This window comes from Andreprevotia lacus DSM 23236 (assembly GCF_900176275.1).
GTDB classification, from domain to species: domain Bacteria; phylum Pseudomonadota; class Gammaproteobacteria; order Burkholderiales; family Chitinibacteraceae; genus Andreprevotia; species Andreprevotia lacus.
This window is the reverse complement of the sequence record NZ_FWXD01000006.1, coordinates 25,266-50,924: the sequence shown is the minus strand read 5'-3', so window position 1 is coordinate 50,924 and position 25,659 is coordinate 25,266. Positions and strand designations below refer to the sequence as shown.

The 25,659-nt window shown below is 61.8% G+C and carries 19 protein-coding genes; 13 read left to right on the top strand and 6 right to left on the bottom strand.

Going from position 1 to position 25,659, the window contains the following annotated elements; genetic code table 11:
- Nucleotide 1 precedes the first annotated feature (1 nt).
- From B9A19_RS06300 to cysG, 6 genes are all read left to right on the top strand, one after another.
- Nucleotides 2–1,396, top strand: coding sequence for a hypothetical protein (locus B9A19_RS06300; protein ID WP_139798687.1), 1,395 nt, complete (start codon nucleotides 2–4; stop codon nucleotides 1,394–1,396).
- Nucleotides 1,396–1,839, top strand: coding sequence for a prepilin-type N-terminal cleavage/methylation domain-containing protein (locus B9A19_RS06295; protein ID WP_084089932.1), 444 nt, complete (start codon nucleotides 1,396–1,398; stop codon nucleotides 1,837–1,839). Before B9A19_RS06300 ends, B9A19_RS06295 begins: the two co-directional genes overlap by 1 nt.
- A 155-nt stretch (nucleotides 1,840–1,994) precedes the next feature.
- Nucleotides 1,995–4,259: an arginine/lysine/ornithine decarboxylase gene (locus B9A19_RS06290; RefSeq protein WP_084089931.1), complete on the top strand. Its 2,265-nt coding sequence runs from the start codon at nucleotides 1,995–1,997 to the stop codon at nucleotides 4,257–4,259.
- A 120-nt stretch (nucleotides 4,260–4,379) separates the two neighbouring features.
- Complete coding sequence (locus B9A19_RS06285) at nucleotides 4,380–5,879, top strand: ATP-binding protein (RefSeq protein ID WP_084089930.1); 1,500 nt, start codon at nucleotides 4,380–4,382, stop codon at nucleotides 5,877–5,879.
- On the top strand, nucleotides 5,876–7,471 hold the full coding sequence (locus B9A19_RS06280; RefSeq protein WP_084089929.1) for a GGDEF domain-containing protein: 1,596 nt from the start codon (nucleotides 5,876–5,878) through the stop codon (nucleotides 7,469–7,471). The genes B9A19_RS06285 and B9A19_RS06280 overlap by 4 nt, the downstream gene beginning before the upstream one ends.
- Before the next feature lie 90 nt (nucleotides 7,472–7,561).
- Nucleotides 7,562–8,947, top strand: coding sequence for a siroheme synthase CysG (gene cysG, locus B9A19_RS06275; RefSeq protein ID WP_084089928.1), 1,386 nt, complete (start codon nucleotides 7,562–7,564; stop codon nucleotides 8,945–8,947).
- A 333-nt stretch (nucleotides 8,948–9,280) separates the two neighbouring features.
- On the opposite strand, the gene B9A19_RS06270 is transcribed toward cysG, so the two are convergent.
- The gene (locus tag B9A19_RS06270; protein ID WP_084089927.1) at nucleotides 9,281–11,050 is read right to left on the bottom strand and encodes an alkaline phosphatase family protein; all 1,770 of its coding nucleotides are present in this window, start codon (nucleotides 11,048–11,050) and stop codon (nucleotides 9,281–9,283) included.
- A 304-nt stretch (nucleotides 11,051–11,354) separates the two neighbouring features.
- Here B9A19_RS06270 and B9A19_RS06265 point away from each other — a divergent pair, with 304 nt between their 5' ends.
- Together B9A19_RS06265 and clpB are read left to right on the top strand one after the other, a co-directional pair.
- Complete coding sequence (locus B9A19_RS06265) at nucleotides 11,355–12,674, top strand: GGDEF domain-containing protein (protein ID WP_084089926.1); 1,320 nt, start codon at nucleotides 11,355–11,357, stop codon at nucleotides 12,672–12,674.
- Between the two features lie 90 nt (nucleotides 12,675–12,764).
- Nucleotides 12,765–15,365, top strand: a complete 2,601-nt coding sequence (clpB, locus tag B9A19_RS06260; RefSeq protein WP_084089925.1) for an ATP-dependent chaperone ClpB — start codon at nucleotides 12,765–12,767, stop codon at nucleotides 15,363–15,365.
- Between the two features lie 75 nt (nucleotides 15,366–15,440).
- On the opposite strand, the gene B9A19_RS06255 is transcribed toward clpB, so the two are convergent.
- Nucleotides 15,441–15,806: a BspC domain-containing protein gene (locus B9A19_RS06255; RefSeq protein ID WP_084089924.1), complete on the bottom strand. Its 366-nt coding sequence runs from the start codon at nucleotides 15,804–15,806 to the stop codon at nucleotides 15,441–15,443.
- 39 nt (nucleotides 15,807–15,845) lie between these two features.
- On the opposite strand from B9A19_RS06255, the gene B9A19_RS22040 reads away from it, so the two are divergent.
- The 5 genes from B9A19_RS22040 to B9A19_RS06235 all read left to right on the top strand — a co-directional run bounded on the left by B9A19_RS22040 (nucleotide 15,846) and on the right by B9A19_RS06235 (nucleotide 21,301).
- A complete protein-coding gene (locus tag B9A19_RS22040) occupies nucleotides 15,846–16,028 on the top strand; it encodes a hypothetical protein (RefSeq protein WP_139798686.1) in 183 nt (60 codons plus the stop codon).
- Nucleotides 16,029–16,035: 7 nt separating this feature from the next.
- On the top strand, nucleotides 16,036–17,655 hold the full coding sequence (locus B9A19_RS06250) for an ABC transporter ATP-binding protein (RefSeq protein WP_084089923.1): 1,620 nt from the start codon (nucleotides 16,036–16,038) through the stop codon (nucleotides 17,653–17,655).
- Between the two features lie 132 nt (nucleotides 17,656–17,787).
- Entirely contained in the window at nucleotides 17,788–19,374 is a 1,587-nt protein-coding gene (locus B9A19_RS06245; RefSeq protein ID WP_084089922.1) for a methyl-accepting chemotaxis protein, read from the top strand.
- A 131-nt stretch (nucleotides 19,375–19,505) separates the two neighbouring features.
- On the top strand, nucleotides 19,506–20,549 hold the full coding sequence (locus tag B9A19_RS06240) for a sensor histidine kinase (RefSeq protein ID WP_084089921.1): 1,044 nt from the start codon (nucleotides 19,506–19,508) through the stop codon (nucleotides 20,547–20,549).
- A 14-nt stretch (nucleotides 20,550–20,563) separates the two neighbouring features.
- The gene (locus B9A19_RS06235; protein ID WP_084089920.1) at nucleotides 20,564–21,301 is read left to right on the top strand and encodes a LytR/AlgR family response regulator transcription factor; all 738 of its coding nucleotides are present in this window, start codon (nucleotides 20,564–20,566) and stop codon (nucleotides 21,299–21,301) included.
- Between the two features lie 14 nt (nucleotides 21,302–21,315).
- Here B9A19_RS06235 and B9A19_RS06230 read toward each other — a convergent pair whose 3' ends face one another.
- The 4 genes from B9A19_RS06230 to B9A19_RS06215 are packed head-to-tail and all read right to left on the bottom strand — an operon-like array spanning nucleotide 21,316 to nucleotide 25,652.
- The gene (locus B9A19_RS06230) at nucleotides 21,316–22,350 is read right to left on the bottom strand and encodes an ABC transporter permease (RefSeq protein WP_245804290.1); all 1,035 of its coding nucleotides are present in this window, start codon (nucleotides 22,348–22,350) and stop codon (nucleotides 21,316–21,318) included.
- A complete protein-coding gene (locus tag B9A19_RS06225) occupies nucleotides 22,347–23,405 on the bottom strand; it encodes a microcin C ABC transporter permease YejB (RefSeq protein WP_084089918.1) in 1,059 nt (352 codons plus the stop codon). Before B9A19_RS06225 ends, B9A19_RS06230 begins: the two co-directional genes overlap by 4 nt.
- 17 nt (nucleotides 23,406–23,422) lie before the next feature.
- Nucleotides 23,423–23,836, bottom strand: a complete 414-nt coding sequence (locus B9A19_RS06220; protein WP_084089917.1) for a hypothetical protein — start codon at nucleotides 23,834–23,836, stop codon at nucleotides 23,423–23,425.
- Nucleotides 23,837–23,867: 31 nt separating this feature from the next.
- Nucleotides 23,868–25,652 carry an extracellular solute-binding protein gene (locus B9A19_RS06215; protein ID WP_084089916.1) on the bottom strand — a complete coding sequence of 595 codons (1,785 nt, stop codon included), beginning with the start codon at nucleotides 25,650–25,652 and terminating at the stop codon, nucleotides 23,868–23,870.
- Nucleotides 25,653–25,659: the final 7 nt, after the last annotated feature.

Sequence of the window (25,659 nt, the reverse complement as noted above, 5' to 3'; positions counted from 1 at the left end):
CATGCGCACCCAACAAGGTGCAGCAACACTCACAACCAGTGTCATGTTGTTGTTCGTGCTCTCTTTGGGTATGTTCGCATCGAATCATTCGGCATTCCTCGAACAACAGACCAATAACAACATCACCTATAACTCGCAAGCAAAAATGGCAGCAGATGCCGGTTTGCAGACTTTTATTGCCAACTTCAAGGTCAACGCAGCCAGCAACACCTTCAACAATCTGGCCTGGATGGATCAAGCCAACAATTACGGCGTCAAGAGCAGCTACAATGCGAGCGTGACTGCTGGCAGCGTGACTGACATCGATCCGACCCTGGTAGGTGTGCCCGCAACGTTTCCTGCCGGGGCAATGAGCAATAGTTGTGCGCTAAGCGGTTCTGGCACCAGCAAGACCCCGGCCATTTGCGGCACCATCAGCGGTCAATCCTATATGGTAGGCACTGCGCAAATCACTGGCCCAACCCTGTCCAGCGGCAAATGGTCGTCCAAAATTCGCATTGTTTCAATTGGCCGAGCAGACAATGGAGCCGAAACGGCGTATTCGATTGCCGATATTTCCTATGACGTGACGCCAGGCGGCGGGGGCTCTGGCTCAGGCAGCTTCTTTGCCATCAACGGCAACCTGCGCTACTACGACAGCAGCGTCAATATTGATATCACGCAGTTGGCACAAAATGACATCGCCGCTTACGACCCTGCTTTTTCTGCAGATCAAAGCAAGGGGATTTCGGTCGGTGATACCATATCGAAGGGCGATGTGCAGAGTTGGTGGCCCTTCAAAATGAACTGGACCCAGGTTACCGCGCAACAGGCTGCCACCGGCACCAATGCCGGCTATCGTTATGGCTATACACCAGTCGGCGGCACCTATACCAACAGTGGCCCAGCCAGCGTTGCAGGCACCAAGACGCAAGACGCATTCTTTTCGACCTACTTTGGCCAGGGCAAATCCAGCTATGTTTCGTCGACTTTCAGCGGAGGCGGCAATCCGCGAGTCTCGAGCGACGGCAACACGGTCATTATCAGCGGTGGGACGTACAGCGCATCCGACTTTGCTGCATTGACCAATACATACAGCAATAAATCGCTGATAGTAGACGGCAACCTGCAAATCACCGGCGGCACCTCGGACAGCTCCCGTCTGGCAGATACATTTATTTATGTGAGCGGCAATTTCACGCTGGGCAATACGGATGGTACCGGTGGGCCAACCATTGCTACGGCTGGTGTATTTGCTGTTGAAGGCAATATGGAAATTTATGGCACCTTGAACGTCAATCCAAGTGTAAATGCTTATAAAATTCGCCATGCCAATAATGGCAGCGCTACACCGACCATCAGCACCCCAGCCATTACAGGCATCCGTGACTACCTCAACGCTGTATTGACCAACTGATGATGAACGCATACAAGAGATTTCAGCATCAAGCCGGCGTTACCATGATTGAGGTCATGGTGACACTGCTGGTTGTGTCGTTCGGGCTGCTCGCGCTCTCCAAGCTGCAAAGCCAGATTACGATTGCGGGCTCCATCAGTCGTCAACGGGCCGAAGCAACCGAGCAGGCGCAAGCCAAGCTCGACATTATTCGCAACATGGCGTTCAACAACATCAGTGCCGGGGGCACCAATTGTGTCAGCAGTTCTGCTACCGGAACGGTCGCAACGTATAGTTTCAGCTGCGCAGTTGCTACCTGCGATGCCACCACGCTGACGTGCCCTGCCCCGACCGGGACCCCCACAAGCAATATCGTGAAACAAGTGACCATTACAACGACTTGGGCCGGCCAGGATAGCAGCGCAACGCAAAGCGTTTCGTTGAATACACTGATTTCCCCATGACCTTGCCGCATGGGCGGGTTTTTAATTGTCTTGCAGCGTAAAGCGTATAAACTACGCGCTTTTCCGGGACGTCCAAGGCCGGTAACAGCGTGGCGACGCGCTGCCAGAGGTACCGCGCTCCCTTTCCTTCATCTTTTCTGGAAAGGACCACGCTCATGCGTTTCTACTTCCCCATCGTCATCATCGACGAGGATTTTCGTTCCGAGAACACCAGCGGCTCGGGTATCCGTGAACTGGCAGCGGCCATCGAGGCCGAGGGCATGGATGTCATCGGTTATACGAGCTATGGCGATCTGACCTCGTTCGCCCAGCAGCAAAGCCGGGCGGCCGGTTTCATCCTGTCCATCGACGATGAGGAATTCGGCGGCGGTACGCCGGAAGAAACTAAAGACGCGCTGACCAGCCTGCGCACCTTCGTGGCTGAAATCCGCCGCCGCAACCCGGATATCCCGATTTATCTGTATGGCGAAACACGCACCGCGCGTCATATCCCCAACGACATCCTGCGCGAGCTGCATGGTTTCATCCACATGCACGAAGACACGCCGGAATTCGTGGCGCGCCATATCATTCGCGAATCCAAGAGCTATCTCGATACCCTTGCCCCGCCCTTCTTCCGCGCGCTCACGCACTACGCGCAAGATGGCTCGTACTCGTGGCACTGCCCGGGTCACTCGGGTGGCGTCGCCTTCCTGAAGTCGCCGGTAGGCCAGATGTTCCACCAGTTCTTTGGCGAGAACATGTTGCGCGCCGACGTGTGCAACTCGGTGGACGAACTGGGCCAGTTGCTTGACCACACCGGCCCGGTCGCGGCGTCGGAGCGCAATGCGGCACGCATTTTCAATGCCGATCACCTGTTCTTCGTCACCAACGGTACGTCAACCTCGAACAAGATCGTCTGGAACTCGACCGTGGCGCCGGGCGATATCGTTGTGGTGGACCGCAACTGCCACAAATCCATCCTGCACGCGATCATGATGACCGGCGCGGTGCCGATTTTCCTGTCGCCCACACGCAACCACTACGGCATCATCGGCCCGATTCCGCGCAGCGAATTCGAGCCGGAAAGCATACGCAAAAAGATGCTGGCCAACCCCTTCTGCCGCGAAAAGCTGGAAGCCAACCCGGATGTGAAGCCGCGCGTGCTCACCATCACCCAATCGACTTACGACGGCATCATGTACAACGTCGAGGAGATCAAGGGCCTGCTGGATGGCAAGATTGAAACGCTGCACTTTGACGAAGCCTGGCTGCCACACGCTGCCTTCCACGATTTCTACGGCGATTACCACGCCATTGGCGAAGGCCGCCCGCGCTGCAAGGACTCGATGGTGTTCTCCACCCAGTCCACGCACAAGCTGCTGGCCGGTCTGAGCCAAGCCTCGCAAATCCTGGTGCAGGATGCCGAGGACAACAAGCTCGACCGCGACATCTTCAACGAAGCCTATCTGATGCACACCTCGACCAGCCCGCAGTACGCGATCATCGCCAGCTGCGACGTGGCTGCGGCGATGATGGAGGCCCCGGGCGGCACCGCGCTGGTGGAAGAATCACTGACCGAAGCGCTGGATTTCCGCCGCGCCATGCGCAAGGTGGACGAGGAATACGGCCAAGACTGGTGGTTCAAGGTGTGGGGCCCGGATGACCTGACCGATGAAGGTCTGGATCACCGCGACGCATGGATGCTCAAGGCCGGTGAAAACTGGCACGGCTTTGGCGACATTGCCGAAGGCTTCAACCTGCTCGACCCGATCAAGGCCACCATCCTCACCCCGGGGCTGAACGTACACGGCGAATTCGATGAAAGCGGCATTCCGGCTGCCATCGTGTCCAAGTATCTGGCCGAACACGGCGTGGTGATCGAGAAAACAGGTCTGTATTCGTTCTTCATCATGTTCACCATCGGCATCACCAAGGGCCGCTGGAACACCATGCTGACTGCCTTGCAGCAGTTCAAGGATGATTACGACAAGAACGCGCCGCTGTGGCGCGTGCTGCCGGAATTCGTGGCGCAATTCCCGCAGTACGAGCGTATCGGCCTCGCGGACCTGTGTCGGCAGATCCACGACATCTACAAGCGCAACAACGTGGCACGCTTGACCACGGAAATGTATCTGTCCGATCTGGTGCCGGCCATGAAGCCGGCCAAGGCATTTGCCAAGATGGCGCACCGCGAGATCGAACGTGTGCCGCTGGACGAGCTGGAAGGCCGCGTCACCGCCGTGATGCTGACCCCCTACCCGCCGGGCATTCCGCTGCTGGTGCCGGGCGAAGTGTTCAACAAGACCATCGTCGACTATCTGAAGTTTGCGCGCGAATTCAACCGCAGCTTCCCGGGCTTTGAGACCTATATTCATGGTCTGGTAGCGGAAAAGAGCGCAGGCGAAACACGTTACTACGTTGATTGCGTCAACGAGTAAACCCCGCTTGCCACCACGGAAACGGCTGCCTTGCGCAGCCGTTTTTTATTCGCGCTAGCAGCCTACCGGCGTTATCATGAGAACCCTGACCAACCTGCTAGAAAGCAAAAAACTTACAAGGTGAGCACCTGGGAAGCCGCGCTGCTGGTTGCGCAAGCCAATGACAATGCCTACCGCAAAAACGCCCGCATGGCGTTGGCACAGGCGCGTCGGGAGCGGCTGGCCGCGCAACAGTCCGGCGACGAGGCTACCGAAGCAAAAGCCTTGCTGGACGAGGCACGTAGCCATTGGGAGATCAACCAGTTCGAGCAATCGCTGCGCCGCTCGCGCAGTGCATTGCGCCTGCTGGCGACACGGCCCGATCCGGCCCAGACCGCGCGTGCCTGGCAGCAGATCGCCACCGCGCTGCTGGCGCAAGGAAAACTGACCAGAGCCTTGCAATCATGGCTGAGCGGCCTTGCCATCGCCAGCGAACACCATATTTTCCCTGCAATTTGTGAAAGCTATCTGGGCATAGGCAATCTCTTCCTGATCGAAGATGCCGCCAACCGTGCCGAGCTGGCTTTCCGTTATGCCTACGACCTGAGCGAAGAAACAGGCGACGACGGCTACATCTGCAAAACCGGTCTTTACCTGCTATCCGCGCTCACGCAGCTGGGCTGGATAGACCAGGCGCGGCGCATACTCAAACGCCTGTGGCCGCTGATCGCGGCGCACCCGAACTGGAGCCCGTCCAGCCGCAGCGACTATTACCTCTATCTGGCCGCCTGCCAGATTGCCGACAAGCAGCACGCGCTGGCGGACGACTCGCTGGCACAGGCCGCCGACATCTGCCGGCAAGGCGGCCTGCTGTGGGGCCACGCCCGGGTTGGAGAGCTGACCGCGCGCCTGCAACTGGCCCGTGGTCAGGCGCAAAGCGCCATCACGCCACTCAACGAGGCCATCGGCCTGGCTGCCCATTTCGACAATGGCTATCTGCTGCAACGGCTCTACCTGGTGCTGTGCGAAGCGCACGAAGCGCTGGGCGATGCCCCCGCCGCACTGGCCGCGCATGAGCTATACCACACGGCGCGCATGCGCCTGCTACGCGACAGCAATGAGCGCATGCGCATTCTTGATGCCAATCTGGCCCGCCGCGTGGACATGGAGCTGCGTCTGCACAAACTGCAGCACGAGCGCGCCCGTGCGCCCACCCGCCCCGGCAAGGATGCCTGCACCGGCTTCGACTGGCTGGACATCGATCTGCCGGCCGCATTGCCGCAAACCGCAAAGCACGCGGCAGTGCTGGCCGTGGTCGTCGACAACCTGCGTGAAATCAGCCTGCGCCGCTCCGTGCAGGCCGGCAATCAGTTACTGGCCGTGCTGGCCGATACGCTGCGCACCGCCTGCCCGCAGGCCCACGGCCTGCGTATCGGCGGGTCGGTATTGGTTCTGCTTGCCGACGCAGCAACGACCACGCTGTGGCCCAAAGTCAGGCTGCGGCTGGAACAAGCCGCCCGACGCTGGTCGGACGAGGACATCACCGTGCGGCTGATCATGGCCGACAGCCTGCAACTCGACGGCGAGACCGCCACCCAACAACTGCGCCGCACCCTGCTGGCCACGCTGGAGGCGGCATGACAGCCGAGCTGCCGCACATCGCCTACGCGCAGGAGCGCCTTGCAGAGCGCCGCCGCGCGGCCCTGGACAGCGCACGCAATGCCGGCGAAGCGGGCGATACGCTGGCCGCCCTGCAGGCACTGCTGGATGCCGCCATCCAGCTCGGCCAGCAAGGCCTGATCAGCGAATCGCTGGCAGAGCTGGAAAAGCTGATCGCGCGTGCCAAGCGGCTGCGCCTGCATGCAATACTGCTGCGTGCGCTGGATGAGGCAGGCAGCCATCACCTGCTGCTGGGCCACCTGAACGCCGCGATGCGGCGCTGGATCAGCTGCCTTGAAACCGCGCTCGACAGCGGCGACGACGCCATGCTGGTGCGCGCCCACCTGGGTATCGGCAAGGTCTACTTCGGCGCGCGGGACTACCGCAACGCATTGCACAACCATTTGCGCTCGCTCGACTACGCGCTGGCCCTGCAGGCCAGCGAGCCGCTGACGGCCATCTACATCTGCATCGCCAATGATTATCTGCACTTGGGCCAGGCGGACGACGCGCTGGCCTGCCTGCAGCTGGGCAAACGCAGCCTGGTGCGTTTTAACCACCCGCAACTGACCGCAGAGTGCCAGCTTTACATGGCCACGGCGCTGACAAGGCTGGGTGAATTCGACGCCGCCCAGCAGGCGTTGAGCGAGGCGCGCATGGCGATTCGCGACAACCGTCACCACTGGAGCGAATTCCACGCAGCGCTGATCCAGGCCGAGCTCGATGCCGCGCAACAGCTGCCCGGAGCCTGCCTGCAGCAGTTGCAACTGGCACACAAACTGGCGCACGAGCTGCAATCGGGCGCGCTGATTGAAGCGGCCGAGCTGGCACTCTACCGCCACCACAAGCAGCAGGCGCAATATGCGCAGGCGCTGGCCAGCCACCGCCGCTATCACGCTACGGTGGAGCGCAACCTCGCCAGCATGCAGGAAACCCAACTGCTGGGCCCCACGTTGCGCCAGGCCAAGCGGCTGGAGACGCGGCTGCGGCTGCGGCAAAGCGATCAGGAAAATCTGGCCTTGCAGGCACGCTTGCTGCAGCATCAGGCGGTCTTGTCGACCTTGAGCCGAGAGGTGGAAACCGATGCCCTCACCGGCGTGGCCAACCGGCGCGCGCTGGAAAACCAGCTTGACCAACTGGCCCTGCACAGCGGATTGGGCTTTTCGATGTTGATGCTGGACATCGACCACTTCAAGGCCATCAACGACAGCTATGGCCATGCGGTAGGCGATGCAGTGCTGGCCGCCATTGGCCAGTTGCTGCGCGATAACTGCCGCAATGGCGAAACCATCGCCCGCTACGGTGGAGAAGAATTCTGTCTGCTGCTGCCGGGGCTGGATCTGGCTGCGGCACACGCCATTGCCGAACGCGTGCGCCGCCGCGTGGCGGCCCAACCCTGGCGCGACATTGCCAACGGGCTGGCAGTCACCACCAGCATCGGTTGCGCTACCGCGCACGGCGACGAAGGCCCGCGCGGCGTGCTGGCCCGCGCCGATGCGCTGCTTTACCGCGCCAAGAAACAGGGCCGCAACCGCGTTTGCGACGAAACCAGCGGCGATTTCCTGCTGGGCTGAAACACGCGCACCCCGCCGCCCTCGCCGCGTGCAGCGACAGAAGCGGCGGCCTCTCTTACAATGTTCGTTTAGCCCGTTGCTGCCTCGCCCATGGACTACCTGCCGCTTTTCCTCAAACTGCACCAACAGCGCTGCCTGATCGTCGGCGGTGGCGATGTGGCCACGCGCAAGGCACGGCTGTTGCTGCAAGCTGGCGCGGCGCTCACCATTGCGGCCCCCGAACTGACCGCCGAGCTGGCCGCGTTGCGCGATGCCGGGCAGTTGCAACACAAGGCAGGGCACTATGCTGCAACATTGCTCGACGGCCAGCGGCTGGTCATCGCCGCCACCGACGATGCTGCGATCAACGCAACCGTTTATACCGATTGCGAAGCTCGCGGCATCCTCGTCAATGCCGTCGATGACCCCGGACATTGCCGCTTCATCGTGCCGGCCATTGTCGACCGCTCGCCACTGGTAGTGGCGGTATCAAGCGGGGGCAACGCGCCGGTGCTAGCCCGCATGGTCAAGGCCAGGCTGGAAACCTGGCTGCCGCATGGCTACGGCCTGCTGGCGGCGCTGGCCGGCAAACTGCGTGATGCAGTCAAGCAGCGCCTTGCCAGTGAAACCGAGCGGCGGCGCTTCTGGGAAGATGCGCTCGACAGCCCGGCCGCCGAACAAGCCATGGGCGGTGATATCGATGGCGCGCAGGCGCGCTTGCTGGCCCAGCTCGAAGCTGGTGCCCGCAATGCAGGCGCGGTCTATCTGGTTGGCGCCGGCCCCGGCAACCCGGACCTGCTGACCTTCCGCGCACTGCACCTGATGCAGAAAAGCGATGTGGTGCTGTACGACAACCTGGTGTCACCGCAAATCCTCGAGCTGGTGCGCCGCGATGCCGAGCGTATTTACGTCGGCAAGAAAGCCAACAACCACGCGCTGCCGCAAGAAGAAATCAACCAATTGCTGGTGCGGCTGGCACAACAGGGCAAGCGCGTACTGCGCCTCAAGGGTGGCGACCCGTTCATTTTCGGCCGGGGCGGCGAAGAGATTGCCGAGCTGGCGGCTGCCGGCATCCCCTTCGAGGTGGTGCCGGGCATTACCTCGGCCGCTGGGGCGTCGTGCTATGCAGGTATCCCGCTCACGCATCGGGATCACGCGCAGTCGGTCACCTTTGTCACCGGCCATCGCCGCGCCGATGAAATCGAGCTGGACTGGCCGCGTCTCGTCAACCCGACCGAAACCGTGGTGGTCTACATGGGGGTCAAGCAGGCACCGTCCATCTGCCAGCAACTGATCGCGCATGGCCGTGCTGCCGATACGCCGGTCGCCATCGTCGAGCGCGCTACCTGGCCGGACCAGCGCACCATCGTCGGTACGCTGGCCACCCTGCCCGCGCTGATCGAGCAACATACGGTGAAGCCGCCGGCACTGATTATCATTGGCAGCGTGGTCAGCCTGCATGATCAACTGGACTGGCGGCATGCCGCGCAGGATTAGGGCCTGTTAACACTTATTTCACGCTTGCGTTCGGGGTAGTTCGGGATGGAGCGCAAGGCGCAGAACGCGCCGCGGTACGGGTACCGCAAGCGGTTTGCAACGCAGCGAACCGCCCGAAATACCCCGAACCCGCAGGGCTGGGCCGCAAAGAGGCCATCTACGGCGTTACGCGCCTTGGCAATAACCGGTTATTGCCTGCGTTGCGTGCCTTGTAGCTGACCTCTTTGCGGCCCAGCGCAAGCGCGAAATAAGTGTTAACAGGCCCTAATCCAGCCCGGTACGCCACAATGTAAAACGCCCCTTGCGGGGCGTTTTACATTTGGCTGTGCCAGATCAGTACGGCACTACACCTGGCCAGCTGCTGCTATCGACCACCTTTGGATAACCGGCATCGGCCTTGTCGCTGCTGATGTTGTAGCGGATATACGTGCCATCGCTCAGGAAGAAATAGGCCTTGGCATCGCTCCACTTCACTGCGGCGCGGATTTTGGTCGCATACGCGCCCACGCCCGGCCAGGTGCTGTCGTTCACCACCTTGGGATAACCGCTGTCGGCCTTGTCGGCAATCAGGCTGTAGCGGATATAACGACCATCGCGCAGGAAGAATTGCACCTTGTCGCCCGTCCAGCGCAGGGTGGCGGCGATCTGCGTTGCATACGCGCCCAAGCCCGGCCAGGTACTGTCGTTGACCGGCTTGGGGTAGCCGCTCTCGACACGATCATTGGTCTTGTCATAGCGGATATAGGTGCCATCAGACAGGAAGAAATACGCCACCGACGCATCCTTGCTGAAGCCACCCACCAGCTTGCCGGCATAGCTGGCCAGACCCGGCCAGTTGCTGTCGGTCACCGCTTGCGGATAGCCGCTTTCGGCCTTGTCCAGCACATTGTTGTAGCGCACATAGCTGCCATCGTTCAGGAAGAAGTACGAACGGGAGCTGTCCCAATCCAGCGTGGCCTGGATTTCGATCCGGTTCTGCCGCAGCGAGACCGGCGTGCCGTTCTGGGTCAGCGTGTAATCCACCACGCCCTTGGGCGCACCGCTGTCCAGATAACCCTGCTGCAGCGCCGGCACACTGGCCAGCCACTGGCCATTGCGGCTGATGTCGATCATGCCGGCTGCGTCGGCATACCAGGTGAAGTTGTATTGCGTGCCCTGCGCCGGCAGCAACTTGCGCACGGCTGTGGCACCGATCAGCGGGGCGCCATCCAGCTGCCAGGCAGCCTGCGGCTCGATACCCAAGTGGCGCAGCACGGTTGGCGCAATCCAGGTTTGCGGCGCATAGCCGTACAGGCCACCGAAGTCCTGGTTGCTGACATTGACGACGCGCTGGGTGAACTCGGTATTCATCACCTTGTTGCTGCCGATGAAGGTGGTCTTTTCCGATTGCGTCTGGTTGCCGTGGTTGTAGCCCAGCAGCGGCTCACGACCATGGTCGGTGGTCACCAGCACCAGCCAGTCGTCACCGGTTTGTGCCTGGCGGGCCTGCACGGCGCTCAGCATCTGGCCCATACGAGTATCGGCATCGCGCAACGCCGTGTTGTAGGCGCTGCCAAAGCCGCTGCTGTGGCCGGCTTCGTCCACATCGTCCAGATGTGCAAAGATGAAATCGGCCGGCGTGGTATTGATCAGCGCCACCACCTTGTCCGCCACGGCCTGATCGGCCAGACCATTGGCGTTGTAATTGTTGCTGGCCACATCGTTGGCGAAGAACTGCTGATTGATGCTGCCCCAGTGCGTCACGCTGGCGATATAAGCCGTCGGCCGTGCATCGCGCACGCGCTTGAACAGGCTGGGATAACGCGCATCAGCCAGGCCAGAATCGTTGGACACCACGTGATGCTTGCTGGTCCACACCCCGGTCAGGATGGTGGCCCAGCCCGGGCCGCTGACTGTGGCCTGCTGCGACGCAGCGCCATTGACACCGCCAGTGTACGAGCGCGTGACCTGCAGCCGGTTGAGATTGGGCAGGTTGAGCGCCTGCATTTTTTCGTACTGTGCGCCATCGATACCGATCAACAGCACCTTGGGCGCGGCCGCAGCCACAACGCTCAGGCCGAGCAGTTGCAATGCCAGCAGCCCCTTGGACAACAACGATTTCATTTCGCCACCTCCAGGTTATCTAAACGTTCGCATCAATTGATGCAAACGCGAAGGTAGCAAGCAGCCATTTCCAGACCATGATGTTTTAATGGCGCTTCAAAGTGATCTAGATGACATGGATGGCGCAATCGCCGCAAGGCGGCCATCGGCGCGGCATGACGGGCAGCCGCAGTGAACTATATTGACTGGGAAATACAACGCACCTGCATGCAGCAAGTGTGGCGAATTTGCCAACGTCACACAGGAATGCAGACCGCCTTGTAAGCTTTCAGCCTATAGTGAGCCTGTAAGCCACGAGACCTTCATGCCCCACCTGCTCCGCATCCTTGCACTGATCATGACCGCCCTGACCCTGGCACTGCTGGGCTGGCACGAGTACGGCATGGACAGCACGCTGCACATCGACGCGCACAGCACTTACCTGATGGAGGCCGTCGACGACAGCAGCGACGGCGGCAGCTCGAAGATGCGGCTGCTGCGCCAGGGCAAGCGCATCCGCATCGAATGCCAGCTCACCGACAAATACGAATGGCCGTTCTGCGAACTGGGTATCAAGCTGGCCGACCCGGCACACGCACTGGACTTTTCCGACTACGACCACGTGACGGTCAAGGTCAAATACCAGGGGCCGGGTAGCCACCAACTGCGCCTGTTCGTACGCAATTTTGACCCGGCCTATGCCGACCCCAAGCGCAACGAGAGCTGGAAAATCAACGAAGTGGCCTTCAGCCCAAAGCTGGAGGGCGAAGTGGTCACCATTCCGCTCAAGAGCTTCAGCGTCGCCAGCTGGTGGATCGCCAACAATCACATCCCGCTCGCACACATTGCGGTCGACATGCGCAACGTGCCGATGATCCAGCTATCCACCTCGGGCTTCAAGGAGCCGGGTCTGCATGTGATCGACATTGATTACATCGAGTTTCATGGCAAATGGATCAGCCGCGAAGCGCTCGCGCTGGTGCTGGTGGCACTCTGGGTGTCGTTTGCGCTGTTCGCGCTGCTGCTGGACTTGCGGCAACTGCGGCGCAAGCTGCTGAACAGCCGCCGCCGCGAACGGGCGCTGGAAACCCTCACCAGCGCGCTGGAGCTGGAAAACCGCAAGATCGGCGACATGGCGCGGCGCGACCCGCTGACCGGCGTACGCAATCGCGCCGGCATACTGGAAGAACTGTTCCGCGAGTCCGAACTGGCCCGCAGCTCGGGCCGGCCCCTGGCCGTGGTGTTTGCCGATATCGACCACTTCAAGCGCGTCAATGACGAGTTTGGTCATGACACCGGCGACGAAGTGCTCAAGCAGTTTGCGCTGGAGCTGGGTAGCCATATCCGCAATGGCGACTATCTGGTGCGCTGGGGCGGTGAAGAGTTCGTGCTGTTTTTCCCGAACACGCCGCTGGAAGGCGCAGCCGCACTGGCCGAAAAAATGCGCGCCCACGTCGAAACCACCACCTGGCCGGCCGCCCTGCGCATGAGCTGCAGCTTTGGCGTGACGGTGCTGGGGGCAGAGCCGGTAGCCGACTTCATCAAGCGCGCAGACGACGCCCTTTATGAAGCCAAACGTAACGGCCGCAACCGCGTGGTGAGCCGCACGGTGCCCGAAGCGGCGCAGCGCAACGGCAAGGTTTGATGTAACGCAAGCGTATCGCACTCCCGGCTTGAAAAGCCCCCGTTCACGCCTATCTACAGAGCAATGCAACCGTAGATGGAGCGTTGAACCATGCGTTTCGACAAACTCACGACCAAATTCCAGGCCGCGCTCGCCGATGCGCAAAGTCTTGCCATTGCCAACGACGCCGGCTTTATCGAACCCACTCACCTGCTGCTGGCCTTGCTCAACGATGCCGATTCGGGCAGCGGCTCACTGCTGGCACGTGCCGGCGTCCACGTGGACCGACTCAAGACCGCGCTGGGCCAGAAGATTGAACATGCCCCCAAGGTTGCTGGCAACGATGGTGAAATCAGCGTTGGCAAGGACCTGGCCAAGCTGCTCAACCTGACCGACAAGGCTGCCATGCAGCGCGGCGACCAGTTCATTTCCACCGATCTGTTCCTGCTGGCACTGGCCGACGACAAATCGGATGCCGGCCGGCTGTTGAAGGAGTACGGCGGCAACAAAGCCGCGATTACCGCCGCCATCGACGCCGTGCGTGGCAGCGATACCGTCAATGACGCCAATGCAGAGCAACAGCGCGAAGCACTGGCCAAGTACAGCATCGACCTGACCGAGCGCGCCCGTGCCGGCAAGCTCGACCCGGTGATCGGCCGCGATGATGAAATCCGCCGCGCCATCCAGGTGCTGCAGCGCCGCACCAAGAACAACCCGGTGCTGATCGGCGAGCCTGGCGTGGGCAAGACTGCCATCGTCGAAGGGCTGGCGCAGCGCATCGTTAACGGCGAAGTGCCGGAATCGCTCAAGCACAAGCGTTTGCTCACGCTGGATCTGGCCGCGCTGTTGGCGGGTGCCAAGTATCGTGGCGAGTTCGAGGAACGCCTGAAGGCGGTGCTGAACGATATCGCCAAGGATGAAGGCAACACCATCATCTTCATCGACGAAATCCACACCATGGTCGGTGCTGGCAAGGCCGAGGGTGCGATGGATGCAGGTAATATGCTCAAGCCGGCGCTGTCGCGCGGCGAGCTGCACTGTATTGGCGCCACCACGCTGGACGAATACCGCAAATACATCGAAAAGGATGCGGCGCTGGAACGCCGCTTCCAGAAGGTGCTGGTCGGCGAACCAACAGTGGAAAACACCATCGCCATCCTGCGCGGCCTACAGGAAAAGTATGAAATCCACCATGGTGTGGAAATCACCGACCCGGCCATCGTCGCCGCAGCCGAGCTGTCACACCGCTATATCACCGACCGCTTTTTGCCCGACAAGGCCATCGACCTGATCGACGAAGCTGCAGCCAAGATCAAGATGGAAATCGACTCCAAGCCGGAGGCGATGGACAAGCTCGAACGCCGGCTGATTCAGCTCAAGATTGAGCGCGAGGCGGTCAAGCGCGAAAAGGACGAAGCGTCGAAAAAGCGCTTTGGCCTGATCGAGGTCGAAATCGGCACCCTGGAGAAGGAATACGCCGATCTGGAAGAAATCTGGAAGGCCGAAAAAGCCGTCGTGCTGGGCAGCCAGGCCATCCGCGAGGAGATCGAACAGGTCAAGCAAGCCATGGAAGCCGCACAGCGCCGTGGCGAATGGGACAAGGCCAGCGAGCTGCAATACGGCAAGCTGCCCGACCTCGAAGCCAAGCTCAAAGCTGCCGAAGCCTCCGAAGCCGGCAGCAACAGCAAGCCACGGCTGCTGCGCACGCAGGTAGGGGCTGAGGAAATCGCCGAGGTGGTCAGCCGCTCCACCGGTATTCCGGTGGCCAAGATGATGCAGGGCGAGCGTGAAAAGCTGCTGCAAATGGAAGATGCGCTGCACCAGCGCGTGGTGGGTCAGGACGAAGCGATCCGTCTGGTGTCGGATGCCATTCGCCGCTCACGCTCCGGCCTGGGCGACCCGAACAAGCCGTATGGTTCATTCCTGTTCCTCGGCCCCACTGGCGTGGGCAAGACCGAACTGACCAAGGCACTGGCGCAGTTCCTGTTCGATTCGGACGAGCACCTGATCCGCGTCGATATGAGTGAATTCATGGAGAAGCATTCGGTGGCGCGGCTGATCGGCGCGCCGCCAGGCTATGTGGGCTATGAGGAAGGCGGTTACCTGACCGAAACAGTACGCCGCAAACCGTACAGCGTGATCCTGCTGGATGAAGTCGAAAAGGCCCACCCTGACGTGTTCAATGTGCTGCTGCAGGTGCTGGATGATGGTCGGCTCACCGATGGTCAGGGTCGTACGGTGGACTTCAAGAATACCGTGATCGTGATGACGTCCAACCTGGGTTCGCAGCACATCCAGACCTTGGCCGACAGCGATTACCAGCTGATCAAGCTGGCGGTACTGGGTGAGGTCAAGGGCCACTTCCGTCCCGAGTTCATCAACCGTATCGACGAGATCGTGGTGTTCCACGGTCTGGCGCAGGCACAGATACGCGGTATCGCCCGCATCCAGTTGCAGCGGTTGGCACAACGGCTGGCGCAAATGGAAATCGGTCTGGACGTCAGCGATGCCGCGCTGGACCTGATTGCCGAGGCAGGCTTCGACCCGGTCTATGGTGCGCGCCCGCTCAAGCGGGCCATCCAGTCCGAAATCGAAAACCCGCTGGCCAAGCGCCTGCTGGCGGGCGAATTCGGCCCCAAGGATGCCATCAAGGTCGATGCCGAAAGCGGCCGCGTGGCGTTTCATGCGCTGGCGGCCAACACAGCACAATAACGGCAGATTCAGGCAAGCACAGACAAGGCCCGCATGCGGGCCTTGTTTTCATCCAGCGGCAACACAGGCCACTGATCAAGCCTTGGGCGAGCGTACTTCCCAGGTTTCGATCTTGTTCTTGCTGTAGCCGCAGTGGAACACCTGCGTTTGCGCGTCCTTGCCCTTGCGGCTGACTTCGCCCTCGAACGACACCTTGGTGGCCACTTTCTTGTTGATGCGGTTGCTGAACGGCTTGTCCCAGTTGGCCACGGTTGCCGCCTGCAGCTGCGCATCGCTGGCCGAAATGGCCGTGTAATTGGTCCGCTTGGGTACCCGCTGCTGCAGCTTTTCATAACACTGGCTGACCAGCGGATCGACGCCGCCCTTGGCAGCCGGGGCATCTTCTGCCCACGCGTGGGTCATGGTTGCGGCAAAGACCAGACACATGGCAATGCGAATCATAGGCTGCTCCTCCTGTACGGTGCCTTACGAGCATTGTTCATGAAATACGGTTTTGCAAGTTTGCTGACACCCTTTTTCGGCGGACGCCTGAAAATGCAGCAAAAAATGCAACAGGCCAGCTGCCAGCAACGCAACAAAACAGTCACAAACAGCGCGATTCACCGCAACAACTGCCTGCCGGCAGACACACGCGCTATAGTGGCGCAGCCCCTTACTGTCTGACGCGCCGATGACCGCTCCGCTACTGCAAATCGAATCGCTGACCGTACGTTACCCTGCCCTCGCCCAGCCGGCGGTCGATGCGCTATCGCTGCAACTGGCCGCAGGCGAAACACTGGCGCTGGTGGGGGCCTCTGGCTCGGGCAAGAGCGTCACCGCACGCGCCATCATGCAGCTGGACCCGGATGCACAACTGGCAGGCACCATCAGGCTGGATGGCAACGATCTGCTGCAAATGAGCCAGCACCAGCTGCAGGCCGTGCGCGGTGCACAGATCGGCATGGTGTTCCAGGAACCGCTGTCGGCACTCAACCCGGTGCTGAGCATAGGTGCACAAATTGCCGAGGCACTGCTGCAGCACCGCAGCCTCAATGCAGCGGCGGCACACGCCGAAATGACTGCGTTGCTGGCCCGTGTGGGGCTGGACGACGCAGCACGCATGCTGAAGTCATACCCGCACCAGCTCTCTGGCGGGCAGCGCCAGCGCGCGCTGATCGCCATGGCGCTGGCCGGCCGGCCCAGGCTGCTGATTGCCGACGAACCCACCACCGCGCTCGATGCACACCTGCGCCGGCAGATACTGCAGTTGCTGCGCACCTTGGCGCAGGAATCCGGGCTGGGCCTGTTGCTGATCTCGCACGACCTGAACCTGGTGCACGATTTTGCCGACCGCCTTGCGGTCATGGAAAACGGCCGCATCGTCGAAACCGGCAAGACAACAGATGTCTTTCAGTCGCCGCAGCATGCCTACACGCAAGCATTGCTGGCCGCGCGGCAACTGCGACTGGCCGAAGCGCTGGCCGAGGGCGCCGCGCCCGCGCTGGCCGTCACCCGCGCCAACTGCCATTACCAGCGCGCGCATGGCTGGTTCAAGCCTGCCACGCGCTTTACCGCACTGGCACCGCTGGACCTGCAGCTGGTTCGGGGCGAAACACTGGGCATCGTGGGTGAATCAGGCTCGGGCAAAACTACGCTGGGCCTCACCGTGCTGCGCCTGCTGCGCGAGGCCCATGCCGAGATCACCCTGCACGCGGCGCATGCACCGGCCGGCGTACGCATCGACCAATTGCATGGCCACGCGCTGCGCCAGGCGCGCCGGCACATGCAGGTGGTACTGCAAGACCCGTTTGCGTCGCTGTCGCCACGCATGACGGTAGCGGAAATCATCGGCGAAGGCTTGCGCATCCACCAACCGGAACTTGATGCCGCGCAGATCCGCACCCGGGTCATCGACACCCTGCGCGATGTCGGTCTCGATGCAGAAATGCTGGACCGCTATCCGCACACTTTTTCGGGTGGCCAGCGCCAGCGCATTGCCATTGCCCGCGCGCTCATCCTGCAACCCGCTGTGCTGGTGCTGGACGAACCCACTTCAGCGCTGGATGCCCACATCGGCGCCCAGGTGCTGGCGCTGTTGGCCCGTTTGCAACGCGAGCACGGCCTTGCCTATCTGCTGATCACACACGATCTCACGGTCATCCGCGCGCTGGCACACCGCGTGCTGGTGCTCAAGGCCGGCGAACTGGTGGAAAGCGCCCCGGTGGAGCAGCTATTCAGCCAGCCAGCCCATCCCTACACGCAGTCGCTGCTTGCTGCCGAACATTTGCAAGTCCGGGCCATGGAATCTTGAGTTTCCTTGATCCAGATCAAAGCCTGGAAGCTTATTTTTTTGATGGGAAAATTAACAGCTTGGTGTAATCGACACTGCCTTCAATAATGAAGCGAGCGTCAAAATAGGCGCCCTTCACTGGAGCACTGCCTTATGCGCCGCAACGAGCCTGTTACCCAGCGTGAGGTCGACGTCGACCCCAAGCGCCCCATCGTCAGCAAGACCAATCTGAAGGGCCAGCTGGTGTATGCCAATCCGGCCTTCGTTGATATCAGTGGCTTCGAGCGCAGCGAGCTGGAAGGCCAGCCGCACAATATCGTCCGTCACCCGGACATGCCGCCGCAGGCGTTCGAGGATTTGTGGCGCACCATCAAATCAAAGCTGCCCTGGCGCGGCCTGGTGAAAAACCGCTGCAAGAACGGTGACCATTACTGGGTGGAAGCCTTTGTCACTCCGTTGTTTGAAAACGGCCAGCACACCGGCTTCATGTCGGTACGCAATACGCCGACGCGCCAGCAGGTCAGCGATGCCGAGCAGCTCTATCTCGCGGTAAACAGCGGCCAGGCCACGTTCCCGGCCACGCGCTGGCCCAGCACACTGGGGATGAAATGGCGGCTGGCCATCGTGATGAGCACGCTGATGCTGCTGACCAGCGTCAATGTCTTCCTCAGCGGCCCGGCGGCATGGGCCGTGGCCGGTGCGTCCCTGCTGGCCGCCATCAGCGGCTGGTTCTGGCTGCAAGCCAGCTGGCAAGCACCGCTGCGTGAAGCCAGCAACGCGTTCAGCAAGCTGAGCGAAGGCAATTTCCGCTTCAGCGTGAACACCAGGGCACCAAGCGAGTTCGCCAGCCTGCTGCTGCAACTGGAAAGCATGCGCATCAATCTGCGCGCAGTGATTGCCGATGTCGTCTCGGCCGCCAACCAGGTAGGCGAGCGCGCCAACGAGCTGGCCCGCGAATCGGATACGCTGGCCAAGCGCTCGCGCGTGCAGTCCGATGGCGTGGCCAGCGTCGCCGCAGCGCTGGAACAGTTGACCGTCTCGGTGCGGGAAATCAACGACTCCACCCACCAGAGCGCCCGGCACGCCGACAACGCCAGCCAGCTCAGCACACGCGGCAGCGGCGAGGTATCGGCCGCACAGCGCGCCACGCACGACGTGCTGGCCGTGGTGGACACCGCGCGCGAAACGCTGTCGCAACTGGAGCACGCCGTGGGTGAAATCAACAGCGTGACGCAGACCATCAAGGAAATTGCCGGCCAGACCAATCTGCTGGCGCTCAATGCCGCCATCGAAGCTGCCCGCGCCGGCGAAACCGGCCGGGGCTTTGCCGTGGTGGCCGACGAGGTACGCAAACTGGCCGAGCGCACACGCGACAGCACCGGCACCATCACCGCCACCATCGAAACGATCGCCACGCGCACCAGCGCAGCCATGGCCGGCATGATGGAGGCCGTTGCTGCGGTTGAAAGCGGCACCGGCCTGATCGATCACTGCAACATCACGCTGCAGGAAATCGCCGGGGCCAGCCAGGGCGTCAACCAGGCCGCGCGCGATGTCAGCGTGATGCTGGAGCAGCAATCGCAGGCGGCGAACGAGGTGGCCAACAGCATGGAGCGCATGAGCACGCTGACCGAGCAGAATGCCGACACCATTGCCGATGTCGGTTCCTCGGCCCAGCGGCTGGCCGGCGTAGCCAAGGAGTTGCACCAGCTGGTGATGCAGTTCGAAAAATCGCTGTAGCACTCGTCGGCCGCCACCGCAGCTGATCAGCACCGGCGGCAACTCGTCGCACGCCTGCGCGGGCGCTGCAACGCACGGCATAATGCGTGCATGGTTGCCCATCGGGGCTGCCGCAGCCAGATGGATCATTCATGCACGTCACCATGTCGTCCTGCTACCGCAAATGGCAGGACTTCGCCCTGCTGTTGCTGGTCAACAACCTGATCGCCGTGGTGCTGATCAGCGCGGATGGCCGCCTGCCTGCCTGGCAATACTTCGTCATCTGCAACAGCATCGGGTTCTGCATTGAAACCATCGGCACGCTGATGAAGTGGCTGGGCAAAGACAAGCTGCCCATCTACGTTTATTACTCGGTCGCCTCACCACTGGGGCTGACATCGGGCCTGAAGCTGGCCAGCGTATTGGGCACGCCCGACATCATCTCGCTGGCCCTGCTGCATTTTTCCACTTTTGGCGTCTGGTCATTGCTGAGCGCGGCGCTGATGACCTTTGCCGCCACCGGCTTCTTTTACGTGTACCACCGGGGCAGCGAAGCCCGGCTGGCGCTGGAGACCGAACGCCGCCAGCGCGCCGAGGCCGAGCAGGCACAGGCCAGCGCGCAACTGGGCTTGTTGCAGGCGCAGATCGAGCCGCATTTCCTGTTCAACACCCTGGCCAACGTGCAAAGCCTGATCGAGCGCAACCCGCCAGCCGCGCGCGCCATGCTGGAGCAGCTGAACCGCTATCTGCGCGCCAGTCTGGCACGCACGCGCCAGCCCATGAATACGCTGGCGGAGGAGTTGCAACTGGTCACCGCGCTGCTCGAAATTGCCCGCATGCGGCTGGGCGAGCGCCTGCGCTACGAGATCAACGTGGCGCCCGAACTGCACGCAGCCGCCCTGCCCCCGCTGCTGCTGCAGCCACTGGTCGAGAACGCGCTGGAACACGGTATCGAGCCGGCCATTGCGGGCGGCAGCATCACCATAAACGGCGAGCTGGCCGATGGGCTGTTGACCCTGCGCGTGTGCGATACCGGCCTGGGCCTGCAGCCGGATACCGGCAGCGATGGTATCGGCCTCGCCAATATCCGTGCCCGACTGCACCAGCTGTTTGGCGCCAGCGGCCGGCTGGCCCTGTATGCCAACACCCCTGGCGGCGTGATCGCCGAACTCACCCTGCCCTGGCGCACCGCCTGATTGCGAGCAAACCCATGCCCACCGCCCTGATCGCCGACGATGAACCGTTACTGCTGGAGGAAATTGCCAGCCAGCTGGCCCAGCTATGGCCCGAGCTGCGCATCGTCGCGCAAGCGCGCAACGGCGCCGAAGCGCTGGCGGCACTCAACCGCGAGCAACCCGATTACGCCTTCCTCGATATCCGCATGCCGGGCCTGACCGGGCTGGACGTGGCACGCAATGCCCCCGGCCGCACGCGCGTGGTGTTCGTTACCGCTTACGACGCCTATGCGCTGGCAGCATTCGATGCGTCCGCGGTCGATTACCTGCTCAAACCACTGGAAACAGGCCGGCTGGCCGCGTGCATCGCCAAGCTGCAGCGCAGCAGCACGGTGCCGGACTGGCAGCAGGCGCTGCAACAGGCGCAACAACAGCCGGCTGAACACAAGGCACTGGACTGGCTGACCGTGGGCTTGGCCGATACCACGCGACTGGTGGCCATCGGTGAGGTGATCTATTTCGAGTCGAACGACAAATACACCGAGGTGGTCACCCGGCACGAACGCCATCTGATGCGCACCCCGCTCAAGGCGCTGCTGCCGCAACTACCCGAGGGGCGCTTTGCGCAAATCCACCGCAGCGTCATCGTCAGCCTGCCGGCTGTTGATCGTATCGAGCGCGATCTGCTGGGCCGGCTGCGCCTGTTTTTGCGCGAGCGGGAAGAAAGCTTCGTGATCAGCCGTACGTTTGCCGGACAGTTCAGGCAAATGTGACGGCTTGGTTCTGCTCAGTGGTCGGCGCGGACATCCAGCGCCGCCCGCAGCCCCTCGCCCACGAACACCAGCAAGAGCAGCATGCCCACCAGCACGCCAAAGGTGGGCAGAGAAATCCACCACGCATCCATATTGGCCTTGCCCTGCGCCAGCAGCTCGCCCAGCGAGGGCACCTCCTGTGGCACACCCAGGCCGAGGAAATCGAAGCTGGTCAGTGCCACCACGGCACCGCTCATGCGGAATGGCAGAAAGGCAATCACCGAGGTCAGCGAATTGGGCAACAGATGCCGGCGGATGATCTGCCAGTCGGTCAGCCCCAGCGCCCTTGCGGCGGTCACGTATTCCAGATTGCGGTTGCGCAGGAACTCGCCGCGCACATAGTCCGACAGGCCCATCCAGCCAAAAATGGACAGCACGGTAAACAACACCAGCAAGCTGGGCTTGAACATCGAGGTAAGGATGAGCAGCAGATACAGCTCGGGCATCGACGACCATACCTCCAGCAGCCGCTGCATGGTCAGGTCCACCCGGCCGGCAAAATAGCCCTGTATCGCGCCAAAGAATAGCCCCACCACCACGCCTGCTGCAGTCAATGCCAGACCAAACAGCAGCGATACACGAAAACCATACAGCAGCCGCGCCAGCACATCGCGCCCCCGGTCATCGGTACCCAGCCAGTTCACTGCCGATGGTGCAGCCGGATTGGGGCTGGGTGAAAAATAATTAAGCGTGTTCGGCCCGTAGTGATTGGGCGCAAACAAGGCCCAGTTGCCATCCCTGGTCAGTTGCTGCTGGATGAAGGGGTCGAGAAAATCGGCCGGGCTGGGGAAGTCGCCACCGAACACGGTTTCCGGGTAGTCCTTGAACATGGGGTAGTAGGTCTGCCCCTGGTAATGCACCAGCAAGGGCTTGTCGTTGGACAACAGCTCGGCCGCGCAGCTCAGCACCAGCAGGGCCGCCAATAGCCACAGGCTGAAATACGCCCTGCGTTGCTTGCGGAAACGCAGCCATGCCCGGCGCCACGGCCCGATATTCATCGCAACACTCATGCCGGCGCTCCCTCGAAACGCAGCCTTGGGTCGGCCAGCGCGTAACACAGGTCGGACAATAGTTTGGTTACCAGCCCGATGATGGAGAACAGGAACAGCGCTCCCAACACCACCGGATAATCACGGCGGATCACAGATTCATACGACAGCAGGCCCAGCCCGTCGAGCGAGAACAGGGTCTCGATCAGCAGGCTGCCGGTGAAGAATGCACCGATAAAGGCCTCGGGAAACCCCGTCAGCAGCGGAATCAGCGCATTGCGGAAGATATGCCGATAGCGGATGCGCGTTTCACTCAGCCCTTTGGCGCGCGCGGTCAGCACGTATTGCTTGCGGATTTCCTCCAGCATGCTGTTCTTGGTCAATACCGTCACGGTGGCAAAGCTGCCCGCCACCATGGCCGTGACCGGCAACACCAGATGCCAAAGATAATCGGTGACCTTGCCGAGCATGGACAGCTGCGCCCAGCCATCCGACGTGAGCCCGCGCAAGGGGAACAGCTGCCAGAACGAACCACCACCAAACAGCACCAGCAGTACCACCCCCAGCACGAAGCCGGGTATGGCATAGCCCAGCATCAGGATCAGCGTGGAGACGGCATCAAAACGGCTGCCGTGCCGCACCGCCTTGGCCACGCCCAGTGGCACTGCCACCAGATAGGTCAGCAGAAAGGTCCACACGCCCAGCGAAATCGACACCGGCAGCTTGGACACGATGAGCGAAGTGACCGATTGGTGGTGGTAATAGCTCTCGCCCAGATCAAAGCGCGCATAGCGTTTGAGCATCAGCCAGAAACGCTGCGGCGCCGGCTGGTCAAAGCCGTAGTCCTTGCGAATCTGGGCCAGCCGCTCCGGATCCAGCCCCTTGTTGCCCTGGTACAGCGCCCCGCTGCTGCCACCACCGGCGGCCTCGCCGCCGCTGCCGCGCCCCTTGAGCTGATAAACCAGTTGCTCGACCGGGCCGCCAGGCACGAACTGGATGACGGCAAAACTGAGCAGCAGGATGCCCAGCAAGGTCGGCACCATCAGTGCCAGGCGTTTGAGCAGGTAACGGGCCATCTTGGATCAGCCTTGCATCAGGTCTGCGGCATCTGTGCCAGCATGTGGGCGATCTGGTCCGGATTAGGGTTGTCGCCGAAGCGCGCTGGGTCCAGCCCGTCGGGCGTGCCGATGAAGGAAAAGGTATTGGCGATCACGCCGTTGCCGATCATGATGCCGCCGGTAAAACCGGGCATGTAGGGCGCCATCACCAAACTGATGGACACACTGAGGTGCCCCTCGTTGCCATTGAGCATGGACACCCCACCTGCAGGAATCTGCACCGTTTTGCCCCGCACGGCGATATCAAGTTGCTTGCCATCGAGCTTGATGTGCAGCTTGCCGGCCAGCTCTTCGCCATCCGGAGCAAAGTCGATCAGCGATGCGACATGCACCTGCGTCATGGTGTGATCGTAAATCGCCAGGCTGATGCCGTTGGATTGTTGCTTCATCACGTCCTCCTGCAGCGCATGCTGCGATGGGTCAATGCGGTCGCCACCAGGTCGCCACGATCCAGCTGGCTGGCGAGTAGTACTGTGGCAAGGTGTCGGGAAAACGCAGTGCCGGTTTGTAGGCCACGCGGTGCACCCGGCTATACCAGTGTGGAATGGCGTAATAGCCATTGCGCAGCACGCGGTCGAGCGCACGCACCGCCGTCACGCGGTCGGCTCGCAGGTCGCTGCGCACCACACGCTCGATCAGCGCATCGATCGCCGGGTCGCGCACGCCGGCGATATTGCCCGAGCCGGGTGTGGCAGCCGCCTTGCTGGAAAACAGGTCATACAGTTCGTTGCCAGGGCTTTGCGTGTCGCCATAGTGCAAGGACGTCACGTCAAAATCATAGCCATCCAGCCGCTTTTGCAGCAGCGCGTAATCGGCCATGCGCACCGTCACCGTGATACCCAGCTTCTGCAGGTTGCGCGCCCAGGGTGCTTCAACGCGCAACATGACCGGGCTGTCGTCAAGGAATTCGAACACGAAGGGTTCGCCCTTGGCATTGCGCAACGCGCCATCGCGGTAAGTCCAGCCGGCCTGTGCCAGCAAATCACGCGCCTGCAGCAGGTTGGCGCGCAAGGAGCGTGGCGGCGCGGTCGAGGCCGGCAGCGGCACCGGGCCGAATACGGCAGGGTCAAGCTGCTTGCGCAACGGCTCCAGCAGTTTCAGCTCATTTGCGCCCGGGCTGCCGGTGGCGGCCAGCTCGCTGTTGGCGTAATAGCTGTCGGTGCGCACGTACTGGTTGTAAAACAATTGCCGGTTGAGCCAGTCAAAATCAAGTGCCAACCCCAGTGCCTGCCGCACACGCTTGTCGGCAAACATGGGGCGGCGCGTATTCAGGATGAAGCCCTGGAAGCCGGCGGTGTTGTGGTGCACGAACTCGCGCTTCACCAGCTCGCCACCGGCAAAGCGCGGGCCGGTATACAGCCGCACCCAGTTGCGCGCCACGTTCTCGACGTTGAAATCGAACTGGCCGGCCTTGAAGGCCTCCAACCGCGCCAGATCATCCTTGTACATGCGCCAGGTCAAGCGGTCGAAATTGAACATGCCGCGCCGCGTGGGCAGATCGCGCCCCCAGTAACCAGGATCGCGCAGCAGGGTAAGCTGCCGCCCGGTTTCATACGGGCCGATACGATACGGGCCGCTACCAACCGGGTTTTGCAGGCCGATCTTGTCAAACGGCGCACCATCACCCCACTTGGGCGAGAACACCGGCAGGCTGCCGACGATTTGCGCCAGCTCAGGGTTCTTGCGCTTGAACACGTAGCGGATGGTGAGCTTGTCGAGCACCTCGGCCCTGGCCACGTCGGCCAGCGCAGCGGCATATTGCGGCGCTGCCAGCTTGCCGTTCAGGGTATCGAAGCTGTATTTGGCATCGGCGGCCGTGACTGCATCGCCGTTGTGGAAACGCGCCTTGGGGTTGATGTGGAAAGTCACCGACAGGCCGTCCGCCGCCGGGCGGATATCGTCGGCCAGCAGGCAGTAGGAGGTGGCCACTTCGTCCATGCTGCCGACGGTGAGGCTCTCGAAAATCAGCTCGCCCACGCCGGCCGGCGCGGTGCCCTTGAGGATGAAGGGGTTGAAGGTATCAAAGCTGGTGCGCCGGTCCGGGTTGGCCATCAGCAACTCGCCCCCCTTGGGGGCAGCCGGGTTCACGTAATCGAAGTGCGTAAACCCGGCCGGATATTTCGGCGTATAGCCCAGCGCCATGGCATGGGCGGCCAGCACGGCCGGGCTGGCAAGGAGCGATAGCAGAAGCAGGATGGCACGCATGCCGGGA